This window comes from Novosphingopyxis sp. (assembly GCF_965218915.1).
In the GTDB taxonomy this organism is placed as follows: domain Bacteria; phylum Pseudomonadota; class Alphaproteobacteria; order Sphingomonadales; family Sphingomonadaceae; genus Novosphingopyxis.
In genome coordinates, this window is sequence record NZ_OZ244708.1 from 1,713,592 (window position 1) to 1,731,925 (window position 18,334).

At 63.6% G+C, this 18,334-nt stretch carries 15 protein-coding genes and 2 tRNA genes; 9 read left to right on the forward strand and 8 right to left on the reverse strand.

Annotation, left to right across the window (positions count from 1 at the left end):
• Positions 1 to 8 precede the first annotated feature (8 nt).
• Together ACOQPC_RS07910 and ACOQPC_RS07915 are read left to right on the forward strand one after the other, a co-directional pair.
• Positions 9 to 239 carry an AbrB/MazE/SpoVT family DNA-binding domain-containing protein gene (locus tag ACOQPC_RS07910; protein ID WP_420605206.1) on the forward strand — a complete coding sequence of 77 codons (231 nt, stop codon included), beginning with the start codon at positions 9 to 11 and terminating at the stop codon, positions 237 to 239.
• Complete coding sequence (locus ACOQPC_RS07915; protein ID WP_420605207.1) at positions 236 to 616, forward strand: type II toxin-antitoxin system death-on-curing family toxin; 381 nt, start codon at positions 236 to 238, stop codon at positions 614 to 616. The genes ACOQPC_RS07910 and ACOQPC_RS07915 overlap by 4 nt, the downstream gene beginning before the upstream one ends.
• Here the strand turns inward: ACOQPC_RS07915 and gyrA are convergent.
• The 3 genes from gyrA to yaaA all read right to left on the reverse strand — a co-directional run bounded on the left by gyrA (position 613) and on the right by yaaA (position 5,373).
• Positions 613 to 3,381, reverse strand: coding sequence for a DNA gyrase subunit A (gene gyrA, locus ACOQPC_RS07920; RefSeq protein WP_420608099.1), 2,769 nt, complete (start codon positions 3,379 to 3,381; stop codon positions 613 to 615). The two genes, ACOQPC_RS07915 and gyrA, sit on opposite strands and share 4 nt — an antisense overlap.
• A 212-nt stretch (positions 3,382 to 3,593) precedes the next feature.
• Positions 3,594 to 4,286, reverse strand: coding sequence for an SDR family NAD(P)-dependent oxidoreductase (locus ACOQPC_RS07925; protein WP_420605208.1), 693 nt, complete (start codon positions 4,284 to 4,286; stop codon positions 3,594 to 3,596).
• A gap of 322 nt (positions 4,287 to 4,608) precedes the next feature.
• On the reverse strand, positions 4,609 to 5,373 hold the full coding sequence (yaaA, locus tag ACOQPC_RS07930) for a peroxide stress protein YaaA (RefSeq protein WP_420605209.1): 765 nt from the start codon (positions 5,371 to 5,373) through the stop codon (positions 4,609 to 4,611).
• Between the two features lie 39 nt (positions 5,374 to 5,412).
• Between yaaA and ACOQPC_RS07935 the strand changes: the two genes are divergently transcribed.
• Positions 5,413 to 5,562: a hypothetical protein gene (locus ACOQPC_RS07935; protein ID WP_420605210.1), complete on the forward strand. Its 150-nt coding sequence runs from the start codon at positions 5,413 to 5,415 to the stop codon at positions 5,560 to 5,562.
• A complete protein-coding gene (locus ACOQPC_RS07940) occupies positions 5,559 to 6,839 on the forward strand; it encodes a tetratricopeptide repeat protein (RefSeq protein ID WP_420605211.1) in 1,281 nt (426 codons plus the stop codon). The genes ACOQPC_RS07935 and ACOQPC_RS07940 overlap by 4 nt, the downstream gene beginning before the upstream one ends.
• A gap of 61 nt (positions 6,840 to 6,900) precedes the next feature.
• On the opposite strand, the gene ACOQPC_RS07945 is transcribed toward ACOQPC_RS07940, so the two are convergent.
• Complete coding sequence (locus ACOQPC_RS07945; protein ID WP_420605212.1) at positions 6,901 to 7,383, reverse strand: Lrp/AsnC family transcriptional regulator; 483 nt, start codon at positions 7,381 to 7,383, stop codon at positions 6,901 to 6,903.
• A 172-nt stretch (positions 7,384 to 7,555) separates the two neighbouring features.
• Here ACOQPC_RS07945 and ACOQPC_RS07950 point away from each other — a divergent pair, with 172 nt between their 5' ends.
• The 3 genes from ACOQPC_RS07950 (at position 7,556) to ACOQPC_RS07960 (ending at position 10,409) form a co-directional block, all read left to right on the forward strand.
• Positions 7,556 to 9,259, forward strand: a complete 1,704-nt coding sequence (locus ACOQPC_RS07950; RefSeq protein WP_420605213.1) for a sensor histidine kinase — start codon at positions 7,556 to 7,558, stop codon at positions 9,257 to 9,259.
• Positions 9,260 to 9,275: 16 nt separating this feature from the next.
• The gene (locus ACOQPC_RS07955) at positions 9,276 to 10,355 is read left to right on the forward strand and encodes a polysaccharide deacetylase family protein (RefSeq protein WP_420605214.1); all 1,080 of its coding nucleotides are present in this window, start codon (positions 9,276 to 9,278) and stop codon (positions 10,353 to 10,355) included.
• A tRNA-Ile gene (locus ACOQPC_RS07960) sits at positions 10,333 to 10,409 on the forward strand. Before ACOQPC_RS07955 ends, ACOQPC_RS07960 begins: the two co-directional genes overlap by 23 nt.
• A 156-nt stretch (positions 10,410 to 10,565) precedes the next feature.
• On the opposite strand, the gene ACOQPC_RS07965 is transcribed toward ACOQPC_RS07960, so the two are convergent.
• The 3 genes from ACOQPC_RS07965 to ACOQPC_RS07975 form a co-directional block, all read right to left on the reverse strand.
• Positions 10,566 to 10,853, reverse strand: a complete 288-nt coding sequence (locus tag ACOQPC_RS07965) for a hypothetical protein (protein WP_420605215.1) — start codon at positions 10,851 to 10,853, stop codon at positions 10,566 to 10,568.
• Between the two features lie 707 nt (positions 10,854 to 11,560).
• A complete protein-coding gene (locus ACOQPC_RS07970) occupies positions 11,561 to 12,298 on the reverse strand; it encodes a murein L,D-transpeptidase catalytic domain-containing protein (protein ID WP_420605216.1) in 738 nt (245 codons plus the stop codon).
• Between the two features lie 151 nt (positions 12,299 to 12,449).
• Positions 12,450 to 13,385 (reverse strand): NAD(P)/FAD-dependent oxidoreductase, encoded by a 936-nt coding sequence (locus tag ACOQPC_RS07975; RefSeq protein ID WP_420605217.1) that lies wholly within the window; start codon positions 13,383 to 13,385, stop codon positions 12,450 to 12,452.
• Between the two features lie 100 nt (positions 13,386 to 13,485).
• On the opposite strand from ACOQPC_RS07975, the gene ACOQPC_RS07980 reads away from it, so the two are divergent.
• Both ACOQPC_RS07980 and ACOQPC_RS07985 read left to right on the forward strand, forming a co-directional pair.
• Positions 13,486 to 13,562 (forward strand) — tRNA-Pro (locus ACOQPC_RS07980).
• A gap of 138 nt (positions 13,563 to 13,700) precedes the next feature.
• Positions 13,701 to 14,585: a dienelactone hydrolase family protein gene (locus tag ACOQPC_RS07985; protein WP_420605218.1), complete on the forward strand. Its 885-nt coding sequence runs from the start codon at positions 13,701 to 13,703 to the stop codon at positions 14,583 to 14,585.
• A 151-nt stretch (positions 14,586 to 14,736) separates the two neighbouring features.
• On the opposite strand, the gene ACOQPC_RS07990 is transcribed toward ACOQPC_RS07985, so the two are convergent.
• A complete protein-coding gene (locus tag ACOQPC_RS07990) occupies positions 14,737 to 18,333 on the reverse strand; it encodes an ABC transporter permease/M1 family aminopeptidase (RefSeq protein ID WP_420605219.1) in 3,597 nt (1,198 codons plus the stop codon).
• Position 18,334: the final 1 nt, after the last annotated feature.

Genomic DNA, 18,334 nt, shown 5'->3' on the forward strand with positions numbered 1-18,334 from the left:
CAGACGTTATGACGAAGCAGCTCAAACTCATCAAGGTCGGCAACAGCACCGGCGTGATCCTGCCCAAGGACGTTCTGGCGCGGCTACGCGTAGAGCAGGGCGATGACCTGTATCTGACCGAGCAACCCGACGGCCAATTCGCGCTGACGGGCTATGACGCCGATTTTGCCGAGGCGATGGATAAGGCCGAGACGATCATGCGTGAGGATCGGGACGTCCTCCGCGTTCTGGCAAAATGACCGACTGGCGCTGGCTGGACCGGCGTATCGTCGAAGCGGTTCATGATCGCCAGCTCGCCGAACATGGTGGCGGCACGGGCCTGCGCGACGAAAACGGTCTTGAATTGGCGCTTGCGCGTCCAGTAAATCAGTCGTTGTATACGCAAAAAGGCGCGGCGACCTTGGCGGCCGCTTATGCCTTTGGCATCGCGCGCAACCATCCCTTCGTCGATGGCAACAAGCGCACCGCCTGGGTCGCGGCGCGTCTTTTTCTAGCGCTCAACGATGTCGCTATCGCATTCGATAAGGCCGAAGCGACGATCATGATGCAGCGACTGGCCGCCGGCGAACTCGGCGAGGAAGACGTCGCCGCCTGGCTCGCCGAGCATTTGGTCTAGTCCTCGCTTTCGCCCTGATCCTCGCTGTCCGGATCATCTTCCTCGACATGTTCGTCGAGCGTGTCCGGGCCGGTACCGTCGTCCAGGCGCACGGCATTGGGATCGCCCTCCGCCATCTCCTCGGCGATCGCTTCCTCGGCCTCGTTCTCCGGCTCCTCGTCCTCGTCGATCCGCGCCGCGCCGACGACATGTTCGTTCCTGGCGACGTCGAACAGCCGCACGCCCGCCGAATTGCGGCCGATCACGCGCATCGAGCTAAGGCCCAGCCGGATCATCTTGGCCTGATCGGTCACCAGCATCAGCTGCTGGCCGGACACGACCGGGAAGCTGGCAACGACGGGGCCGTTGCGGCCGATATTGTCGATATTGATCAGACCCTTGCCGCCGCGGCCGATCTGGCGGTAATCATAAGCGCTCGAGATCTTGCCATAGCCATTGGCGCAGACCGTCATGATGAACTCCTCATTCTGAGCGAGATGATCCATCCGGTCCTGACCGAGCGTGCTCTCGGCCTCATTCTCCTTCCACGGCGCGGCGCGCAGATAGGCGTCGCGCTCTTCGGAAGTCGTGTCGTCGGTCCTGAGCGTGGCCATCGAGATCAGCTCATCGCCGTCGGCCAGGTTCATGCCGCGCACGCCGGTGGCGGTGCGGCTCTGGAACTCGCGCACATCGGTGGCGGCAAAGCGGATCGCCTTGCCCTCGCGGCTCGCCAAGAACACGTCGTGCTCCTCGGTCAGCAGCCGCACGCCGATCAACCGGTCATCGCTGCCCCCCCTGGTTTTATCAGGGTCGAAGCGCATGGCGATCTTGCCGCCCGTCGGGACGTTGGTGAACGCGTCCATGCTGTTGCGCCGGACGATGCCGTGCGCGGTGGCGAAGACGATGTGCAGATCGCCCCACTCGCCCTCATCCTCGGGCAAGGGCTGGACATTGGTGATGACCTCGCCCTCGCTGAGCGGCAGCAAATTGACCATGGGACGACCGCGCGTCTGCGGGCCACCTTCCGGAAGTTTCCAGACCTTTAGGCGGTATACCTGTCCCTTGTTCGAGAAGAACAGCACCGGCGTGTGCGTCGAAGTGACGAACAGTTCGGTGACCGCATCCTCGTCCTTGGTGGCCATCCCGGCGCGGCCCTTGCCGCCGCGTTTCTGCGCGCGGAAGGAAGCCAGGGCGGTGCGCTTGATATAGCCGCCATGGGTGACGGTAACGACCATCTCCTCGCGCTCCATCAGGTCTTCGTCCTCGAGGCCCTCCCAGCTCGGCGCGATTTCGCTGAGGCGGGGCGTCGCGAATTCGTCGCGGATCGCCTCGAGCTCGCCGCGCATCACGTCGAACAATTTGCGCCGATCGGCGAGGATGGCGAGAAAGCCCTCGATCTTATCGGCCAGCTCCTGGAGCTCGCCGCCGATCTCGTCGCGGCCGAGCGCGGTAAGCCGGTGCAGCCGCAGATCGAGGATCGCCTTCACCTGTCGCTCTGACAATTTATAGGTGTCGCCGTCGACCTCATGCTCGACCGCTTCGACCAGCGCGATATAGCTGGCGATCTCGGCCACCGGCCATTCGCGCGCGCTGAGCGCGGCGCGCGCGGCGGCGGGGCTGGACGAGCCGCGAATGATTCGAACGACTTCATCGAGATTGGTGACCGCGATGACCAGGCCGAGCAGCAGATGGGCCCGTTCGCGCGCCTTGTTGAGTTCGAATTTCGTCCGCCGCGTAATGACTTCTTCGCGAAACTTCACAAAGGCTTCGATGATCTCACGCAGGTTCAGCGTTTCCGGACGACCGCCCCTGATCGCGAGCATATTGGCCGGAAAACTCGATTGCGCGGGCGTGTGCCGCCATAGCTGGTTCAGCACCACTTCGGGCGTGGCGTCGCGCTTAAGATCGATGACGATGCGCACGCCCTTGCGGCTCGATTCGTCGCGGATGTCCGAGACATTCTCGATCCGCCGGTCCTTGGCCGCCTCGGCGATTTTTTCTACGAGCCCGTTCTTGCCGACCTGATAGGGGATCGAGGTGAGCACGATCGAGCGGCGCCCCTCTCCTCGATTGCCGCCGCGCGTTTCCTCCAGCTCGTGCCGCGCGCGCATCATGATCGATCCACGCCCTTCGGTATAGGCGAGCCTTGCGCCGCCCTTGCCGAGGATGATCGGCGCGGTGGGGAAGTCGGGGCCGGGGACGATCTCGATCAGTTCGTCGAGCTCGATGCCGGGATTGTCGATATAGGCCAAGGCCGCGGCGATCACCTCGCCCAGATTATGCGGCGGAATGTTGGTCGCCATGCCGACGGCGATGCCGCCCGCGCCGTTGACCAGCAGATTGGGGAAGCGCGCGGGCAGCACCTGCGGCTCCTCGCGGCTGCCGTCATAATTGGGCGTGAAGTCGACGGTATCCTTGTCGAGATCGGCGAGCAGCGAATTGGCGACCTTGGCCAGCCGCGCCTCGGTATAGCGCATCGAGGCCGGCGGATCGGGGTCCATCGAGCCGAAATTGCCTTGGCCGTCGATCAGCGTCACGCGCATCGACCAGTCCTGCGTCATCCGCGCGAGCGCGTCGTAGATCGCGCTGTCGCCATGCGGATGGTAATTGCCCATCACATCGCCGACGATCTTGGCCGATTTGCGGTAGGGCCGCCCGGCGACGAAGCCGCCTTCCTGGCTGGCATACAGTATGCGCCGGTGGACCGGTTTCAGGCCGTCGCGCACATCGGGCAGCGCGCGGCTGACGATCACCGACATCGCATAATCGAGATAGCTGGTACGCATCTCGTCGACGATCGAGATGGGGGAAATGTCGCGGGGGGGTTGGCCGGGATCGATCACGGCGCCATCGTCGCTCACAAGCGATTATCCTGATTGTTTCGGGTTGATGAAAGCCTAGGGCATCGGCGCGGCGAATGCCAGTCGGGCAGGGCTGTTTTCGGGGTTATCTACAGATTTTTGGAGGACGTACCGGGCGGCGTCACGCCGTCATGACGTCATGGCGCGATTTCCTCGCCATCCCACGCGAAGATTTTGTCGCTGTCGCCGGGCTTCAGATCGTCGAGCACGTCGAGCAATTGCAGCGCGGCGCGGCCTGGCGAGAACAGTTTGCCCTCCGCCACATTGCCCTGAAACGGTTTGGACAATGGGGTGTCGACGGTGCCCGGATGGAGCGCCACGACGATCGAGCGCTCGTTGGTGCGGCGATATTCGATGGCGAGGCTGCGGATCAGCTGGTTGAGCGCGGCCTTGGAGGCACGGTAGCCGTACCAGCCGCCCAGCCGGTTGTCCGAAATGCTGCCGACACGCGCCGACAAAGCCGCGAACCGGACGATACCGCTCGCCTTCACGATCGGCAGGAAATGCTTGGCGACCAGCGCCGGGCCGATGGCGTTGACCGCATATTGGCGCGCCAGCCAGTCGCCATCGAGATCGCGCAGCGCCTTTTCGGGGCCGCGCTCATCGTCATGGAGCAGGCCGGCGGCGAGGATGACGAGTTCGGGCTGCAGAGCCGCACAGCGATCGGCGCCGGCCCTGATACTCGCTTCATCGGTGATATCGATATGCGTATCGCCGGTGAAGGAGCGGGCGAGGGCGGTGACGGCATAGTCGCCTTCGTTCTCCAGTGCAGCGACCAGCGCCGCGCCAATGCCGCCCGAAGCGCCGATGATGATCGCGGACTTTTGCATTCCAGTTCCCAATTCCGTTCGGGCTGAGCTTGCCGAAGCCTTGCTCTTCTTTCGCACCGAGAGCCCCAAAAAGGCGATTATATACCTTGCACACCCGTTTCCTTTGTTCGTCACCCCAGCGAAAGCCGGGGTCTCGGACGGGATCGCCATGAGGCCTGAGATGCCAGCTTTCCGTGCCCTTTCGCTGGCATGACGAACAAAGAAAGGCGCAGCTATGCCGTTTCTGAATTTCCATCCGACAGGGTTTGCAAAGCACATAACCGCCCCAAAAGGGCGGTCCTTCGACAAGCTCAGGACGAACGGAACTGGGCTTGCCTAATATTTATCCGGTCGCGCGGACAAATCGCCAGCTGTCACCCTCGGACCCATCCTCGACGTACCGATAGCCGTCGCTGTCGAACTCTTTCAGCGCCTCGGGATCCTCCAAGCGATGCTCGCAGATATAGCGCGCCATCATGCCGCGGGCCTGCTTGGCGGCGAAACTATTGAAACGCAGGCCCTTGGGACCGTCTTCTCTAAAATCGATCGAGATCAGGCGGGCCGCGCGCACGGTTTGCGATTCCTCGACCGCGGCATAATATTCCCGGCTCGCCAGATTGATTATGACGCCCGATCCTTCGGCATCGAGATCGTCCGCCAATATGTCGGCGATATCCTTGCCCCAGAAATCGGTCAGCCTGTCGTATCGCGGCGCCCAGCGCGTGCCCATTTCCAACCGATAGGGACGGATCTCGTCGAGCGGGCGCAGCAGGCCATAGAGGCCGGACAGGATGCGGACATGATCCTGCGCGAAATCGATCGTTTCACGGTCGAGGCTTTTCGCCTCGAAGCCGGTGTAGACGTCGCCGGCGAAGGCGTAGATCGCGGCGCGCTCGGGCTGGTCCCAGAAATCGCGGAACCGCGCGTAATTGAGCGCGGTCAGCTTGTCCGAGATGTGCATGATGCCGGACAGCTTCTTTTTCGTCAAATTCGATGCGGCCGACACCAGCCGCCTCGTTTTCGCATCCAGCCTGGGGACGCTCGTATCGTGATCGGGCAGTTCGCTGTTATAATCCAGCGTCTTGGCGGGGGAAAGCAGGGCAAGCATGGCCGCAATCCCTAACGCCTCGCCGCGACATCGCAACCCATGCCTGCAACCAGCACCGGCATTGCGGCGTTCAAACACTATTCAGCCGCTTCCCTTCATTTAGAGGACAAGCAAAGCTTCTTCGGGGAAGTGAAGGACATCAACGGCTTGAACGGGATAATTCAGCCGAAATGGGAAGGAAAGACATGAAACGCATTTCATCAAAGGCTTTGGCCATGATATTGGCCGGTTCGTTGACGGCCGTAATGCCGACCGCTGCCCAGGCTGCGAAGAAAAAAGAAGAGGCGGCGCAGACCGAACAGCGTGTTCCGAGCCCGACCAAAGCCTATGCCGAAGGCTATAACAAAACGGTCAATCTGTTGCAGGCCGGTGATTTTGCCGGAGCGAAGACCGCTTACGACGCAAGCGCAGGCTCGGTCACGGCACCGAACGATATGTATTGGGCGGGCAACGTAGCGATCCAGTTAGGCAGCAAGACCAGCGATCAGGCTCTGCAAAAAAGCGGCATTCAGATGGTTCTCGACAGCGGCCTTGCCAGTCCGGAAGAAAATTCGCGCTATTCCTTTTTCGCCGGCCAGTTCGCCTATCAAGATAAGGATTATGCCAAGGCTGTTGAATATTTGCAGCGGGCTTACGAAGCGGGTTACCGCGATAATGATATTGCGACAACTTTGGCCGAGGCAAACAACAATGCCGGCGATAGCGCTGCCGCACTCAAATGGTTGAACACGGCGATCGACGATCGAAAGGCTGCAGGCCAGACGGTGCCGGAAAATTGGTTCAAGCGTGGCGCTGCGCTGGCTCTCGATGCGAAGAATGGCACCGAGGCGTCGATTTGGCTCGGGCGTCTGGTCCAGGCTTATCCCGATCAGACCAACTGGCGCGATACCTTGGTGGTCTATCGCGACGGGGTGAACCTCACGACGCAGGAAAATCTCGATTTGATGCGTCTGATGCGGCAGGTCGGCGCGCTCAAAAGCGAGCGTGATTATGGCGAATATGTCGATGCCGCCGATCCGCGTCGGCTACCTGGCGAGGTCGTCGCGGTGATCGACGAGGCTTCGGCGAATGGCGTATCGAACAGCACCTATCTGAACGAACAGCGCAAGGTGGCGCAGGGCAATGTCTCGGGCGACAAGGCGGGGCTTGCCGGTGCGGAGAAGGATGCCCGCTCCGCATCGACCGGCAAGACGGCAGCCGTCACCGCCGACGCCTATCTGGGTTATGGCGACTATGCGAAGGCTGCCGATCTCTACACCGTCGCACTGGAAAAGGGCAGCGTCGATGCGGACGAGATCCACACGCGCCGTGGTATCGCCCGCGCGCAATCAGGTGACAAGTCCGGTGCGATGGAGGATTTCGACGCAGTTCAGTCAGGAAACCGCGAAGCGATCGCCGACTACTGGAAGCTTTATCTCGAAAAGGGCACCACTGCGGCGGTTGCAGCGGCCGCTGCTGCGAGCTGAGCAATAGCTACGATATAATGAAAACGGCCTCGCTTTCGGGGCCGTTTTCACGTTGGCAGTTTCAGCCCAGTTCCGAGGGAATCGGCACGCCCGGCATATCCTTGACCGTGCGGATGGTGAGCGAGGTTTTTACGCTCGACACATTGGGCGCGCTGGTCAGCTTGCCGGTGAGCAATTGCTGGAAGCTCTGCAGATCGTGGCTGACGATTTTCAGGATGAAATCGATTTCGCCGTTCAGCATATGGCATTCGCGCACTTCGGGCAGCGCGCATACATGGTCTTCGAAGGCGCGCAGATCGTCCTCGGCCTGGCTCTTCAGGCTGACCATCGCGAACACGGTGATCGAATAGCCCAACTGCGCGGGATCGACATGCGCGTGATAGGCGCGGATCACGCCGGCCTTTTCCAGTGCGCGCATGCGCCGGAGGCATGGCGGCGCGGTTAGCCCGACACGCTGCGCCAACTCGACATTGGTCATCCGGCCGTTCTTCTGGAGCTCGGCGAGCAGTTTCAAATCTATGTCGTCAAGATGGATGGCAGCCATTACCTGTTATCAGACCCCCCTAAATGGTCTGTTCCTTATAATTTAATTATCCGCCATTGCAATTGTCCCATCTCAGGGCGGGGTGCATAAGCGGCTTTCGGATCGTGGCGGGCCGCGCTACCGGTCAGTGCAACGAGCCGGCTGGCCAGCTTCGAGCAACAGGAACCCCGACGTGCGCTTCGACGATCGTCTTAAAACTGCGTTGTCTGGCCTTCAATCCGGCCATGCGGTGACGCAGTGGCGTCAGTTGATCGATGTGCTCGCGCAGCGGCCCGCGGGGCAGGACAGCACCGATGTCGCCGTTGGCCTGGCCCGCCTCCGTCAGCTTTATCCGCATGTCGGTGAAACGGTACGGGCCGAAAGCGTGCGCGGTCTGTCGGGGCGTCTGCGGTCGCCGCCGCTGGTGCGCTTCCTATGTTCGGACAGGCCGTCCGTGGCGGCCGAGGCGGTGCGCGCCGCGCGGCTCGATGACGAGGATTGGGCGGCGATGGTGCCCGGCCTGCCGACCCGCGCGCGCGGCTTTCTGCGCCAGCGCGCCGACATCGGTCATGCGACGACCCGTGCGCTCGGTGCCTGGGCGCATGCGGATTTCGTGCTCCCCTCAGCCGATGCTGCGCAAAGCGAAAGCGCAAAGCAGCCAATCGCCGCAGCAGAGCGGCCGAACGCCCGGCGTTCTCCCTTCGATGACGATTTCGCCCCGGCCATCGAAGGCGAATCGCGGTCGCAGATCAGCGCGCTGGTCGATCGCATCCGCAATTTCCAGCGCGCGCGCGAACATGCCGAGGCGCCGCAATTGCCGCTCGAGGGCGGCAGCCTGGCCGAGGGCGAACTCCCGGCCCAGCGCTTTACCTTTGAAACCGACGCGCGCGGGATCATCCGCGATGCCGAGGGCGTGCCCGTGGGCGCCGTTACGGGCGTGTCGATCGCGCAGGAAGCCTATGAAGAGGATCCCGGCCCGGACGCGTTCGCCGCCGCCGCCTTCCGCCAGCGCATGCCGATCGCGGGCGCGCGGATGCGGCTGACCGGCGCCCCGATGGTGACGGGAGACTGGCGCATCCAAGCCGGACCCGTGTTCGACGATCTGGACGGGCGCTTCATCGGTTTCAGCGGGGTCATGCGCCGACCCCATGCCGCCGACGACGCCAGCATTAGCGTGCGAGGAAGCGAGGAGACCGGCGACCAGATGCGTCAGCTCGTCCATGAACTGCGCACGCCGCTGAACGCGATCATCGGGTTCGCCGAGATCATCGAGCAGCAATTGTTCGGCCCCGTCTCGACCGGCTATCGCGCGCTGGCCGAGAGCATCCTCGACGACGCGCGGCGGCTGCTTTCGGGCTTCGACGATCTGGATCTCGCCGCGCGAATCGAGACCGGGCGGCTCGAGCGGGATGACGGCGTGACCGAAGCGGGCTGGTTGCTCGGCCGCATGGCGGATCGGCTGCAGACGCTCACCGACATGCGCGGCGTCTCGCTTCATCTGCGCAAGGCGGAGACGGTACGCGCCTTCGCGCTCGGCCAGCAATCGGCCAAGCGGATCGTGACGCGGCTGGTCTCGGCGCTGGTGATCGGCTGCGAACGCGGCGAGCGGATCGATTGCACCATTCGCACCAGAATCGGCCTCGAACCGGCCAATCTGATCGACATCTCCCGTCCCAAAAGGCTGATGGCTTGCAGCGAAGAGGAGTTGCTGAGCACGGAGAGCAGCATCGACGATGCCGGCGGACCGTTGCTCGGCCTCGGCTTCTCGCTGCGCCTGGTGCGAAACCTTGCGCGGGCGGCTGGCGGGGATTTACGTTTCGAAGAGGAGTCGCTGTTATTGCGGCTTCCGGCCGTCAAGGAACGGCTCGGCCGCGAGGGTGCAGGCCGGATCGACTGACGGAGCAAGCCGGCATATGGACCAACGCGAACCGCCCTGCGATCCGCGCTGGCCGCTCGGCGATGGCGTGCCGGTCGATTTCGGTCCGAAGTGGCGCCCGCGCTTCATCGTAACCATCGATACCGAAGAAGAGTTCGACTGGAACGGTCCGTTCACGCGCGATGGTCACGACCTGCAGCATGTCGCCGCGATGCCGCGCTTCCAGCGGTTTTGCGAGCATCACGCGGTGCGGCCGATCTATCTGGTCGACTATCCGATCGCGACCGATGGCGCGGCGGCCGAGATGCTGTCGGGCTGGTGCAGGGGGGGGCAGGCCGATGTCGGCGTGCAGCTGCATCCATGGGTCAGCCCGCCGTTCGAAAAAGCGGTCTCGGTCCATAACAGCTATGCTTGCAACCTTCCGCCCAATCTCGAACGCCGCAAATTCGCCGCGCTGTACGAGGCGATCGAGCGCCATGTCGGCGTCGAATCGAAAATCTACCGGGCGGGCCGGTACGGGGCGGGACCGGCGAGCCCGGCGATCCTCGGCGAATTCGGACTCGACTGCGACAGTTCGGTGCGCAGCCTGTTCGACTATCGCGGGCAGGGCGGGCCGGATTATTCCGGAGCGCCGCTTGCGCCATACTGGCTGAAGCGCGGAACCCTCGCCGAACTGCCCGTGACCAGCCTGCTATCCGGGCTTTTGGGACCGAAGGGGGCGGGGCTGTTTCATGCGAACGGGACACGGCCCAATCTGCGTGCGGTGCTGAGCCGTCTGGGGCTGGTCGAGCGCATCGCGCTGACGCCGGAGGGCATATCGGCGGGCAAGGCGGTGGCGGCGGTGGACGCCGCGTTGGCGCAGAAGCTGCCGCTGCTCGTCTTCTCCTTCCACTCGCCCTCGCTCGCGCCGGGCTACACGCCCTATGTCCGCAGCACAGCCGATCTGGAAACGTTCTACGCCTGGTGGGAAACGGTCTTCGCGCATTGCGCCGCGCGCGGCATCGCGCCGATCACTCTGGATGCGCTTCGAACAGGGCTGCATGCCAAGGCGCTTGCGTCCGGTACGCGCCCTCAGCTAACGGCGGAGACGGTTGGGGCCTGTAGCTCAGTTGGTTAGAGCTGGCCGCTCATAACGGCTAGGTCGGGGGTTCGAGTCCCTCCGGGCCCACCAATCTCCCAGCACGAGCGACGGTCGAGCCGATCCATAAAGCCTCCGTCATTCCGGACTTGATCCGGGATCCAGGGCGATATGACACTGCGGCTTGGCCCTGGATTCCGGGTCGCGCCCGGAATGACCCACATGGCGTCAGGTCTGTGGGGGGCAAGCTTACCCCAACCGCCGCCGGTTGGCTTTCACCTTGCCCGAATAATGGCGCATCACCTGACGCGATCCGGTGGCAAGATCGCTCGAAATACGGCCGGTCAGGAGCTTCGTTTGAAGCTCGGCCATGGCCTGCATCTTTTCTTCGATCATGATCCGCGATTCGCTCTCTCCCGCCGCGCCGCCCGCGGCGATCTTCATCATGCGCAGGCCCATCACGGACCACATCTCGAAGCCGAGCGCCCAGGCTTCCACGCCCGCGGCCATCCAGTTTTCATTCTGCCGTTTCGTCATGGAATATGTCCTGCCGCTCACGCATGAAGAGAGGTTTTCTCCCTCTAACAGATGAGCGTCAACCGCACCAAGAAAAATGCTGCAGTGCGAAAACTTAGATTTTGGCGATTATGTGCTTTGCAAACCCAGTCGGATGAAATTCAAAACGGCATGGCTCCGCCTTTCTTTGTTCGTCATGCCAGCGAAAGCTGGCATCTCAGGCCTCATGGCGATCCCGCCCGAGACCCCAGCTTACGCTGGGGTGACGAAAAAATGAAACGGGCAAACCCAGTCGGATGGAAATTCCGAACGGCATGGCTCCGCTTTCTTTTCGTCATGCCAGCGAAAGCTGGCATCTCAGGCCTCATGGCGATCCCGCCCGAGACCCCAGCTTTCGCTGGGGTGACGAAAAAAGGAAACGGGTGTGCAAGGTACATAATCGCCTAGATTGGCGATTATGTGCTTTGCAAACCCAGTCGGATGGAATTCCAAACGGCATGGCTCCGCCTTTCTTTGTTCGTCATGCCAGCGAAAGGGCACCCAGCAAAGTAGTACTTTGTTGGGACCCGGAAAGGGCACCCAGCAAAGTAGTACTTTGTTGGGACCCGGAAAGCTGGCATCTCAGGCCTCATGGCGATCCCGCCCGAGACCCCAGCTTACGCTGGGGTGACGAAAAAATGACGCTGGGGTGACGAAAAAGGAAACGGGTGTGCAAGGTACATAATGGCCTAGATTTTGTCGGCGTAGATCAGACTGCCCGGCGGCAGATCGTCCATTACCTCGGGCAAGTCGTGCGCGGAAAAGGCGAAGCAGCCCTGGCTGCGGCCGAGCTTCTTCTGGCTGGCGACGATGGCGGGTTCGGCATACCAGGCGTTGTGGATAACTATGGCGCGTGCGCGCGCGGTGCGGTTGCTCGCGTCGAGTCCGTCGAGCCGTTCGGCGCGTCCATATCTGCCATCGTAGACCTCGGCGGTGCGATAGGCCCCGCGCGAGGTGGCGTTGGAACCGTCGCGATCGGAAAAGCGATCGAGATAGCCGTCATGATCGGGGTCGGACCCGCTGCCATGGGTGACGCGCAGCGCATGGGCGGTGCGCCGTTCCAGATCGACGATGTAGAAGCGCGGGCTGCTGCTGTGCGCGGCGTAATCGACGATGCCGATGCGCCGCGTCTGCGCGAGTTCGCCGCGATGCCGGGCGAGCGAGTCGATCGCTTTCGCCAGCAGTTTCTGCGGCACCCCGTCGATGTGCGGCGAAACGCCGGATCGCGCCGGCGCCGCATGTACCGCCAGGGGCGTTTCGGCGTGGAGCGCGGCAGGCCGGACCGCTATGGTCCGGTCTGCCGTAGCGAAAGCAGTCCCGCGGTCGGTGGTGCTCGCCTCGGTCGGGATGGCGGTGGCGGCCAGCGCAACGGTGCCGAGCAGCGCCAGCGCGCCCGCGCAAACAGCGGTCCAGTTTCTGAAACTCATCGGGCCTCCGAATGATCGTCGAAATCGCGCCTGAACCTCGGCTCGGCGGCATATACCATAAATGCCGGAAATCGGCGCATGTCATAAAGGGCAAACCATATGACGGCCGCCCGTGCTGGGGCTTGGCTACCGATCCCGCCTTAACCTCGGCTTAAAGCGTGGCCGCGCGGTCGGCCGGGGTCTTGCCGTCCAGCTTGCGCAGATCGTTGTGCATGGCGGTGGCGGCCACCGCGCCATGACCCATGGCGACGCTGATCTGGTCGAGCGCGGCGACGATATCGCCCGCCGCGTAAAGCCCCTCCGGCTCGAGCCGCTGATGCCGGTCGGTCGGCACGCAATCCTCGTCGGCCAGCGAGATATGCATCGCGTCGAGCAGTTCGCAATTGCCGGTCGAACCCAGCGCGGGGTAGAGCGTGTCGAAGCTCTGCTCGCCGCCATCCGCAAAGGCCACGCGTACCTTGCCGCCCGAAAAATCGAACGCCGAGACCGGGCGCGGCTCCACCGGTACGCCCGCCTTGTCGAGATCGGCGCGGTCGCCCGCGTCGAGATCGGTGGCGACCAGCGTCAGCAGCGCCACCTGGTCGCTATAGGTACTGAGAAAGAGCGCCTCGGCCACGCCGTGCCCGTCGGCGCCGAGCACGGCGATGCGTTGCCCTTTCGCCTCATAGGCGTCGCAGATCGGGCAATAGCGCAGCAGTCCGGCGGCTAGCGCGGCATCATGCGCCGCCTGTTCGATCGGCGGGCGGCGGTTCACCACGCCGGTGGCGATCAGTACCGCGCGGGAATGGATCGCGCCCTCGGCGGTTTCGAGCCGGAAGCCCTCGCCATCGCGGCGCATGGCGGTGACCGTGCCGCCGCGGATATCGGCGCCATATTGCGCGGCCTGTTCGCGCATCCGGCGGAGCAGTTCGGGTCCCGCGATGCCCTCCGGAAAGCCGGCATGATTGTGCGAGCGCGGGATCATCGCGGCGCGGCTGCCGCCGGCATCGATCACGGCGACCTGGCGGCGGAAGCGCGCGAGATAGATCGCCGCGGTCAGCCCCGCCGGACCGCCGCCCACCACCACGCATTCGATCCGCTCGGTCATCGCTTCGCTCTACGCCCGCGCGGCGCAAGGGCAAGCGCAATGATCGCGCGCCCGAAAATGCTTGTCGCTCCGCGCCCGCGAAGCTAGGGGCGGGCGCAGTCGGGGAGTGGCGCAGGCTGGTAGCGCACCTGGTTTGGGACCAGGGGGTCGCAGGTTCGAATCCTGTCTCCCCGACCATCTTTTCAACGGGATCGGACGACAACGCTGCCGGCGACTCGTCATAGGCCCGAACGCTCTTGTTCGCGTGCATGAACCTTTACCCATGTTCGTTCGCTTCTATGGTCATTCGACGAGGTGACGACAGGAGAGCGAGCGATGTGCGAGCGTGACGATCTGGCCCGGACGGGCCGCGCCGGAAGATTCGACTGGAGCCCGAACCGCCGCCAGTTCGCCGCGCTGGGCAGCATGGCCGCGCTCGCGGCGTGCGCGACCGGAACCACCGGCATGGCAGCGGATGCCTTGCTGTCCGAGGGCTCGGTCAGCGTCGCCACCGCCGACGGCACGATGGACGCCTTTTTCGTGCGCCCGTCCTCCGGGAAGCATCCCGCGATCCTGATGTGGCCCGACATCGCGGGGCTGCGCGATGCGTTCAAGGTGATGGCGCGGCGGCTGGCGGGGCAGGGCTATGCCGTGCTCGTCGCCAACCAATATTACCGGTCTAGCAAAGCGCCGCAATTCAGCGATTTCGCCGACTTTCAGGCCAATGACGGGTTCGCCAAGGCGGGCGAGATGCGCAAGGCGCTCACCCCGGACGCGGTCATGCGCGACGCCACGTCGGCGATCGGCTGGCTCGATGCGCGCGGCGAGGTCGATACCGCCAAGGGCGTCGGCACCAACGGCTATTGCATGGGCGGGCCGTTCACCGTGTTCACCGCCGCCGCCGTTCCGGCCCGTGTGCGCGCCGCCGCCTCGCTGCATGGCGGCGGGCTGGTCAAGCCGGACGATCCGCTAAGCCCGCACAAACTGCTCGGCCGGACGCAGGCGAGCTATCTGTTCGCGATCGGCCAGAATGACGACGAAAAGGACCCCGAGGCCAAGACGGCGCTGCGCGCGGCCGCGGCGGAGGCGAACCGCCCGGCGGAGGTCGAGGTCTATCCCGCCGATCATGGCTGGACGGTGATCGACAGCCCGTCCTACGAACAGGCCGCCGCCGAGCGCGCCTGGGGCCGGATGAGCGCGCTGTACGAACGCGCGCTCTAGGCAGGGTAAGGTCAGACCGGGTCTATCCGAACCGTTCGTGCCCCGGCGAAGGCCGCGGCCCATCATTTGAGGGCGCCTGCCGGGCTCCGGCCTTCGCCGGAGCACAGTTTGTGCAAGGATATCGTCGGTTCAGCCTCCCGCGCTGCCGGGCTCAATCGACCGCGATGACGTTATCGTCGGAATCGCGGTCGATATAATAATTATACGGATCGACCCCGGCAAAAGCGGGCTTTTCGGCGCTCGTCACCAGGATTTGCTGCTTGCCGCTACGTAGCGGACGGCGCTCCATCGCTATCACGTCGGACGATGCGAACACGCCTTCGCCGGGCTTGGCCTCGAACAGGCCGATCTCGATCGCCTCGTTCAGCGGCGCCTGCTTCTCCGCGCCCTTGCCGTCGGCATAATATTTCGCGGCGTCCAGCGTCAGGGTGGTGGTCCAGCTGCCGTCCGTATTCTTGACCGATTTGGCCTCGTCCGCCTTCAGGTCGTAGAGGGTGATCCGCTCGAACAGGTCGGTGATCAGCTTTTGCTGCTCGGGCGTCCTGGCCTCCTTGCGGAACTCGGCGATCAGGTCGAGCGAGCGCGGATAGGGCGCGCTCTTGAAGCGGAAGCGCCGGACGAAGCGCGCGAGCGCCCGGTCGACCGCATCCTCGCCCAGCCGCTGCTGCAACAGATACATGACCAGCGAACCCTTGCGATAATGGATATAACCCTGGTCCTCGACACGGTAGAGCGGCAGTTCCTCGACCACTTCGCCCTTGCGGCTGCCCAGATAGCTGTCGAGCTCGTATTTCAGGAAGCGGCGGATCTTGTCGGGACCGTAGAGTCGCTTCATCACCATCAGCGCCGAATATTGCGCCAGCGTCTCGGACATGGACGTGGCGCCCTGCATGCCGGCGCCGACCACCTGATGCGCCCAATATTGGTGCGCCAGTTCGTGGGCCGTGACGTAGGAGACATAGTCGATCGTGTCGGGATCGCGCACGTCGGCGGCAAAGCCGATGCTCTCCGAATAGGGGATGGTCCCGGCAAAGGCCTGCGCGAAGCTGCTGTAGCCGGGAAATTCGATGATCCGCGCGTAATCGAATTGATAGGGCCCGAAATTCTGGCGGTAATAATCGAGCGACGTCTTCATCGCGTCGAGCATCCTGGGCACGTTCCATTCGTGCTTCGGGTCGTAATAGACCGACAAACGGATGCCGTCGTAATTCTCATGCGCCTCGGCATAAGCGGCCGACTGGACCGAGAAGAAATTGAGGATCGGCGCCGGGCTGACGAAGGTCGCGATCCGGCGATCGCCCCTGGTCACGTCGGAAACCTTGTTGCCCGGCGCGATCGGCACCTGATCGGCGTCGGTGCTGATCGTGATGCGCGAATTCACCCAGTCGGCGCGAATATAGTTTTCACGCTGCGCCGCGGTGTCTTCCAGCTTGGGCGGTCGCAATTCGTCGGGCAGGCCCTGCCGCCGCCGCTCGGTACGGTCGCTCAGCAGCGAATTGCGATCCATGCCGACGATCGGCGCGAACACGAAGTTGTTCACGAAGCTGCCATTGGCCACCAAATCGGTGTCCGGCCCGCCGTTCTTGAAGCCGCGCCGCCAGACGGTCGAACGGAAATCCAGCCGCGTCGTCTGGCCGGGCATCAACGGCCGGTCGAAAGTGAAGATACGATACTGGTCGCCCTTGTCGTAGGCGGTCAGGCGGGCGCCGGCGAGCGCCAGCTTGCTGAAATCGACGGTGATGTCGCCTTGGCGCACATGCACCTGTTCGATCGGCACATCGGTTTCGTTGCGCAGCGAATAGCGGCCTGTCACGTCCATGCGGCGCTGCTCCGGATAGAGCGCGACGTCGAACGCGACGTCGGTCACCACCGGGCGCGGCAGATTCTCGTATTTCAGATATTTGCGCTCGTAATCGGCGGTCTGCCGCTCGGTCTCTTCGTCCGTCCGATATTGGTTGAGCTCCTTGATGTTGTGATGAATGACGATCCCGCTGCCGACCATTCCGGCCACGGCCAGCGCCGCGATGATCGCCGAAGCCGGGCTCAGCCGCCGGCCGAGCCCGGCGAAGCGCGGACGCACCGCGACCACGGTACCGCGCGGCCAGACGAGATGCGCGATCACCAGCAGCAGCATGCCGAAGCACAGCCAATACAAGCGTCCCCACATCGCGCCGACCCAGAAACCGCCAGCCCCGTTCATGTCGCTGAGCGGTTCCCGAGGCCCGCCGCCATATATGTAGAGCATGTCGGTATAACCGAGGTTCGACAGAAACACCCGGCTCAAGAACCAGACCAGCATCAGGCCCCAGCCGATATATTTGTTCGGGCTGACGACCTGCGCGAACACCGCCAGGATCGCGATCAGCAGCAGGTCGAGGCTTTGCGGCAACACATACCATGCCAGATAGGCGCCCAAGTCGATCTGTTCGGCGCCGCGGATCAGTTGATAGACGATGCCGGTCAGCATACCCGTGATCGTCATCGTCAGCAGCACGGCGAGGATCGCGAGGATTTTCGGAACGAAGATCACCCAGCCCGGCGTCGGAGTGCTGTCGACGATCTCGCTGATACGGGTGTCGCGCTCTCGCCAGACCAGTTCGCCGCCGTAGAACACCGCGACGATCAGGATAAAGACGAACATGCCGACCATCACCGTGGTGATCACGTCGGCGGTGAGCGGATAGGACGGCGTACCGTAGGTGGTTTGCGAGAAATAGAGCGCCGAGGCGGTGTAGATCAGCGCGATCAGCAAGAGCACGATCAGCCCGGGGCTCTTCAGCACCAGCAGGATTTCGGTCTTCAGTCGAAGCCAGAATTGCGCGGCGATGATCCCGGCGCCCTTGCTCGTGATGACCGTGCGTCCGCCGATTGCGGGGGTGACGGCCGCGGCCTTGGCGAGCTTGCGGTCCTTGCGCGCGATCCGGCGCAGGCGGCGCTTGGAGGGCGCGCGCTCGGTCATGCTGAAGCGCCACCAGGTGATCCCCAGGAACGCGCCGCTCAACGCCAGCACGAAGATACGGTTGAACAGCAGATTGCCCGTCAACGGGAGCAGGCGGCTGTTCATCTCGTCGGCCGTCCAATATCGCGTGACTTCGCTCACCGCGCCCACCGCCATCGGTTCGAACCGGGCGAGCAGATCCTGATATTCCGGACGGCCTCCCAACACGCCGGTGACGATCAGATAGCCCATCACGAACACGAGCACGCCGATATAGCTGGCCAGCATCGACCGCGTGGTCGTCGCCAGCGCGAACAACAGGGCCGAGGAGAGCAGGAGGTTGGGAACGGCGATGATCAGGTACGGCCACGCATAAGCCGCCAGGCCGCCGGGACCCAGCGTCTCCGCATCGACCCAGGGCATCGCGGCGCCGATGGCGATGCCGAGCGGTAATGCCAGATAGCCCACTATCGCGATGGCTAAACCGCCTAGGAAGCGCCCGGCGAGAAACTGGCCGCGCGTGACCGCCGTCGCGCGGATCATCGGTCCGAAACCGGTCACGTCGTCGCGGATCACCGCGTTGGCGACGAAGGAGGTGATCACGAACAGGTAGAACAGCCCCATGAGCGCGAGGGCAAAGGCGATCGCGTAGGGCGAATTCTCGTGCACCGATCCGGGCGTGCCGATGCTGACGTTCGCGCTCGCGGACAGGCCGAAGCCGAGCAGGAAGAAGATCGCCACCGAAACCCAGAACACCGGGTTCTTCAGCTGGTAGCGCAGTTCGAAGCGGGCGATGGAAGCGAACAGCATG

Excerpts from the sequence above, each read along its gene's own strand:
- ACOQPC_RS07925 (WP_420605208.1), bottom strand. The coding sequence starts at position 4,286 with ATGCAAAAGTCCGCGATCATCATCGGCGCTTCGGGCGGCATTGGCGCG.
- ACOQPC_RS07940 (WP_420605211.1), top strand. The coding sequence starts at position 5,559 with ATGAAACGCATTTCATCAAAGGCTTTGGCCATGATATTGGCCGGTTCG.
- ACOQPC_RS07915 (WP_420605207.1), top strand. The coding sequence starts at position 236 with ATGACCGACTGGCGCTGGCTGGACCGGCGTATCGTCGAAGCGGTTCAT.
- ACOQPC_RS07935 (WP_420605210.1), top strand. The coding sequence starts at position 5,413 with ATGCCTGCAACCAGCACCGGCATTGCGGCGTTCAAACACTATTCAGCC.
- ACOQPC_RS07955 (WP_420605214.1), top strand. The coding sequence starts at position 9,276 with ATGGACCAACGCGAACCGCCCTGCGATCCGCGCTGGCCGCTCGGCGAT.
- ACOQPC_RS07910 (WP_420605206.1), top strand. The coding sequence starts at position 9 with ATGACGAAGCAGCTCAAACTCATCAAGGTCGGCAACAGCACCGGCGTG.
- yaaA (WP_420605209.1), bottom strand. The coding sequence starts at position 5,373 with ATGCTTGCCCTGCTTTCCCCCGCCAAGACGCTGGATTATAACAGCGAA.
- ACOQPC_RS07990 (WP_420605219.1), bottom strand. The coding sequence starts at position 18,333 with ATGCTGTTCGCTTCCATCGCCCGCTTCGAACTGCGCTACCAGCTGAAG.
- ACOQPC_RS07945 (WP_420605212.1), bottom strand. The coding sequence starts at position 7,383 with ATGGCTGCCATCCATCTTGACGACATAGATTTGAAACTGCTCGCCGAG.
- ACOQPC_RS07975 (WP_420605217.1), bottom strand. The coding sequence starts at position 13,385 with ATGACCGAGCGGATCGAATGCGTGGTGGTGGGCGGCGGTCCGGCGGGG.
- ACOQPC_RS07985 (WP_420605218.1), top strand. The coding sequence starts at position 13,701 with ATGTGCGAGCGTGACGATCTGGCCCGGACGGGCCGCGCCGGAAGATTC.
- ACOQPC_RS07970 (WP_420605216.1), bottom strand. The coding sequence starts at position 12,298 with ATGAGTTTCAGAAACTGGACCGCTGTTTGCGCGGGCGCGCTGGCGCTG.
- ACOQPC_RS07965 (WP_420605215.1), bottom strand. The coding sequence starts at position 10,853 with ATGACGAAACGGCAGAATGAAAACTGGATGGCCGCGGGCGTGGAAGCC.
- gyrA (WP_420608099.1), bottom strand. The coding sequence starts at position 3,381 with ATGCGTACCAGCTATCTCGATTATGCGATGTCGGTGATCGTCAGCCGC.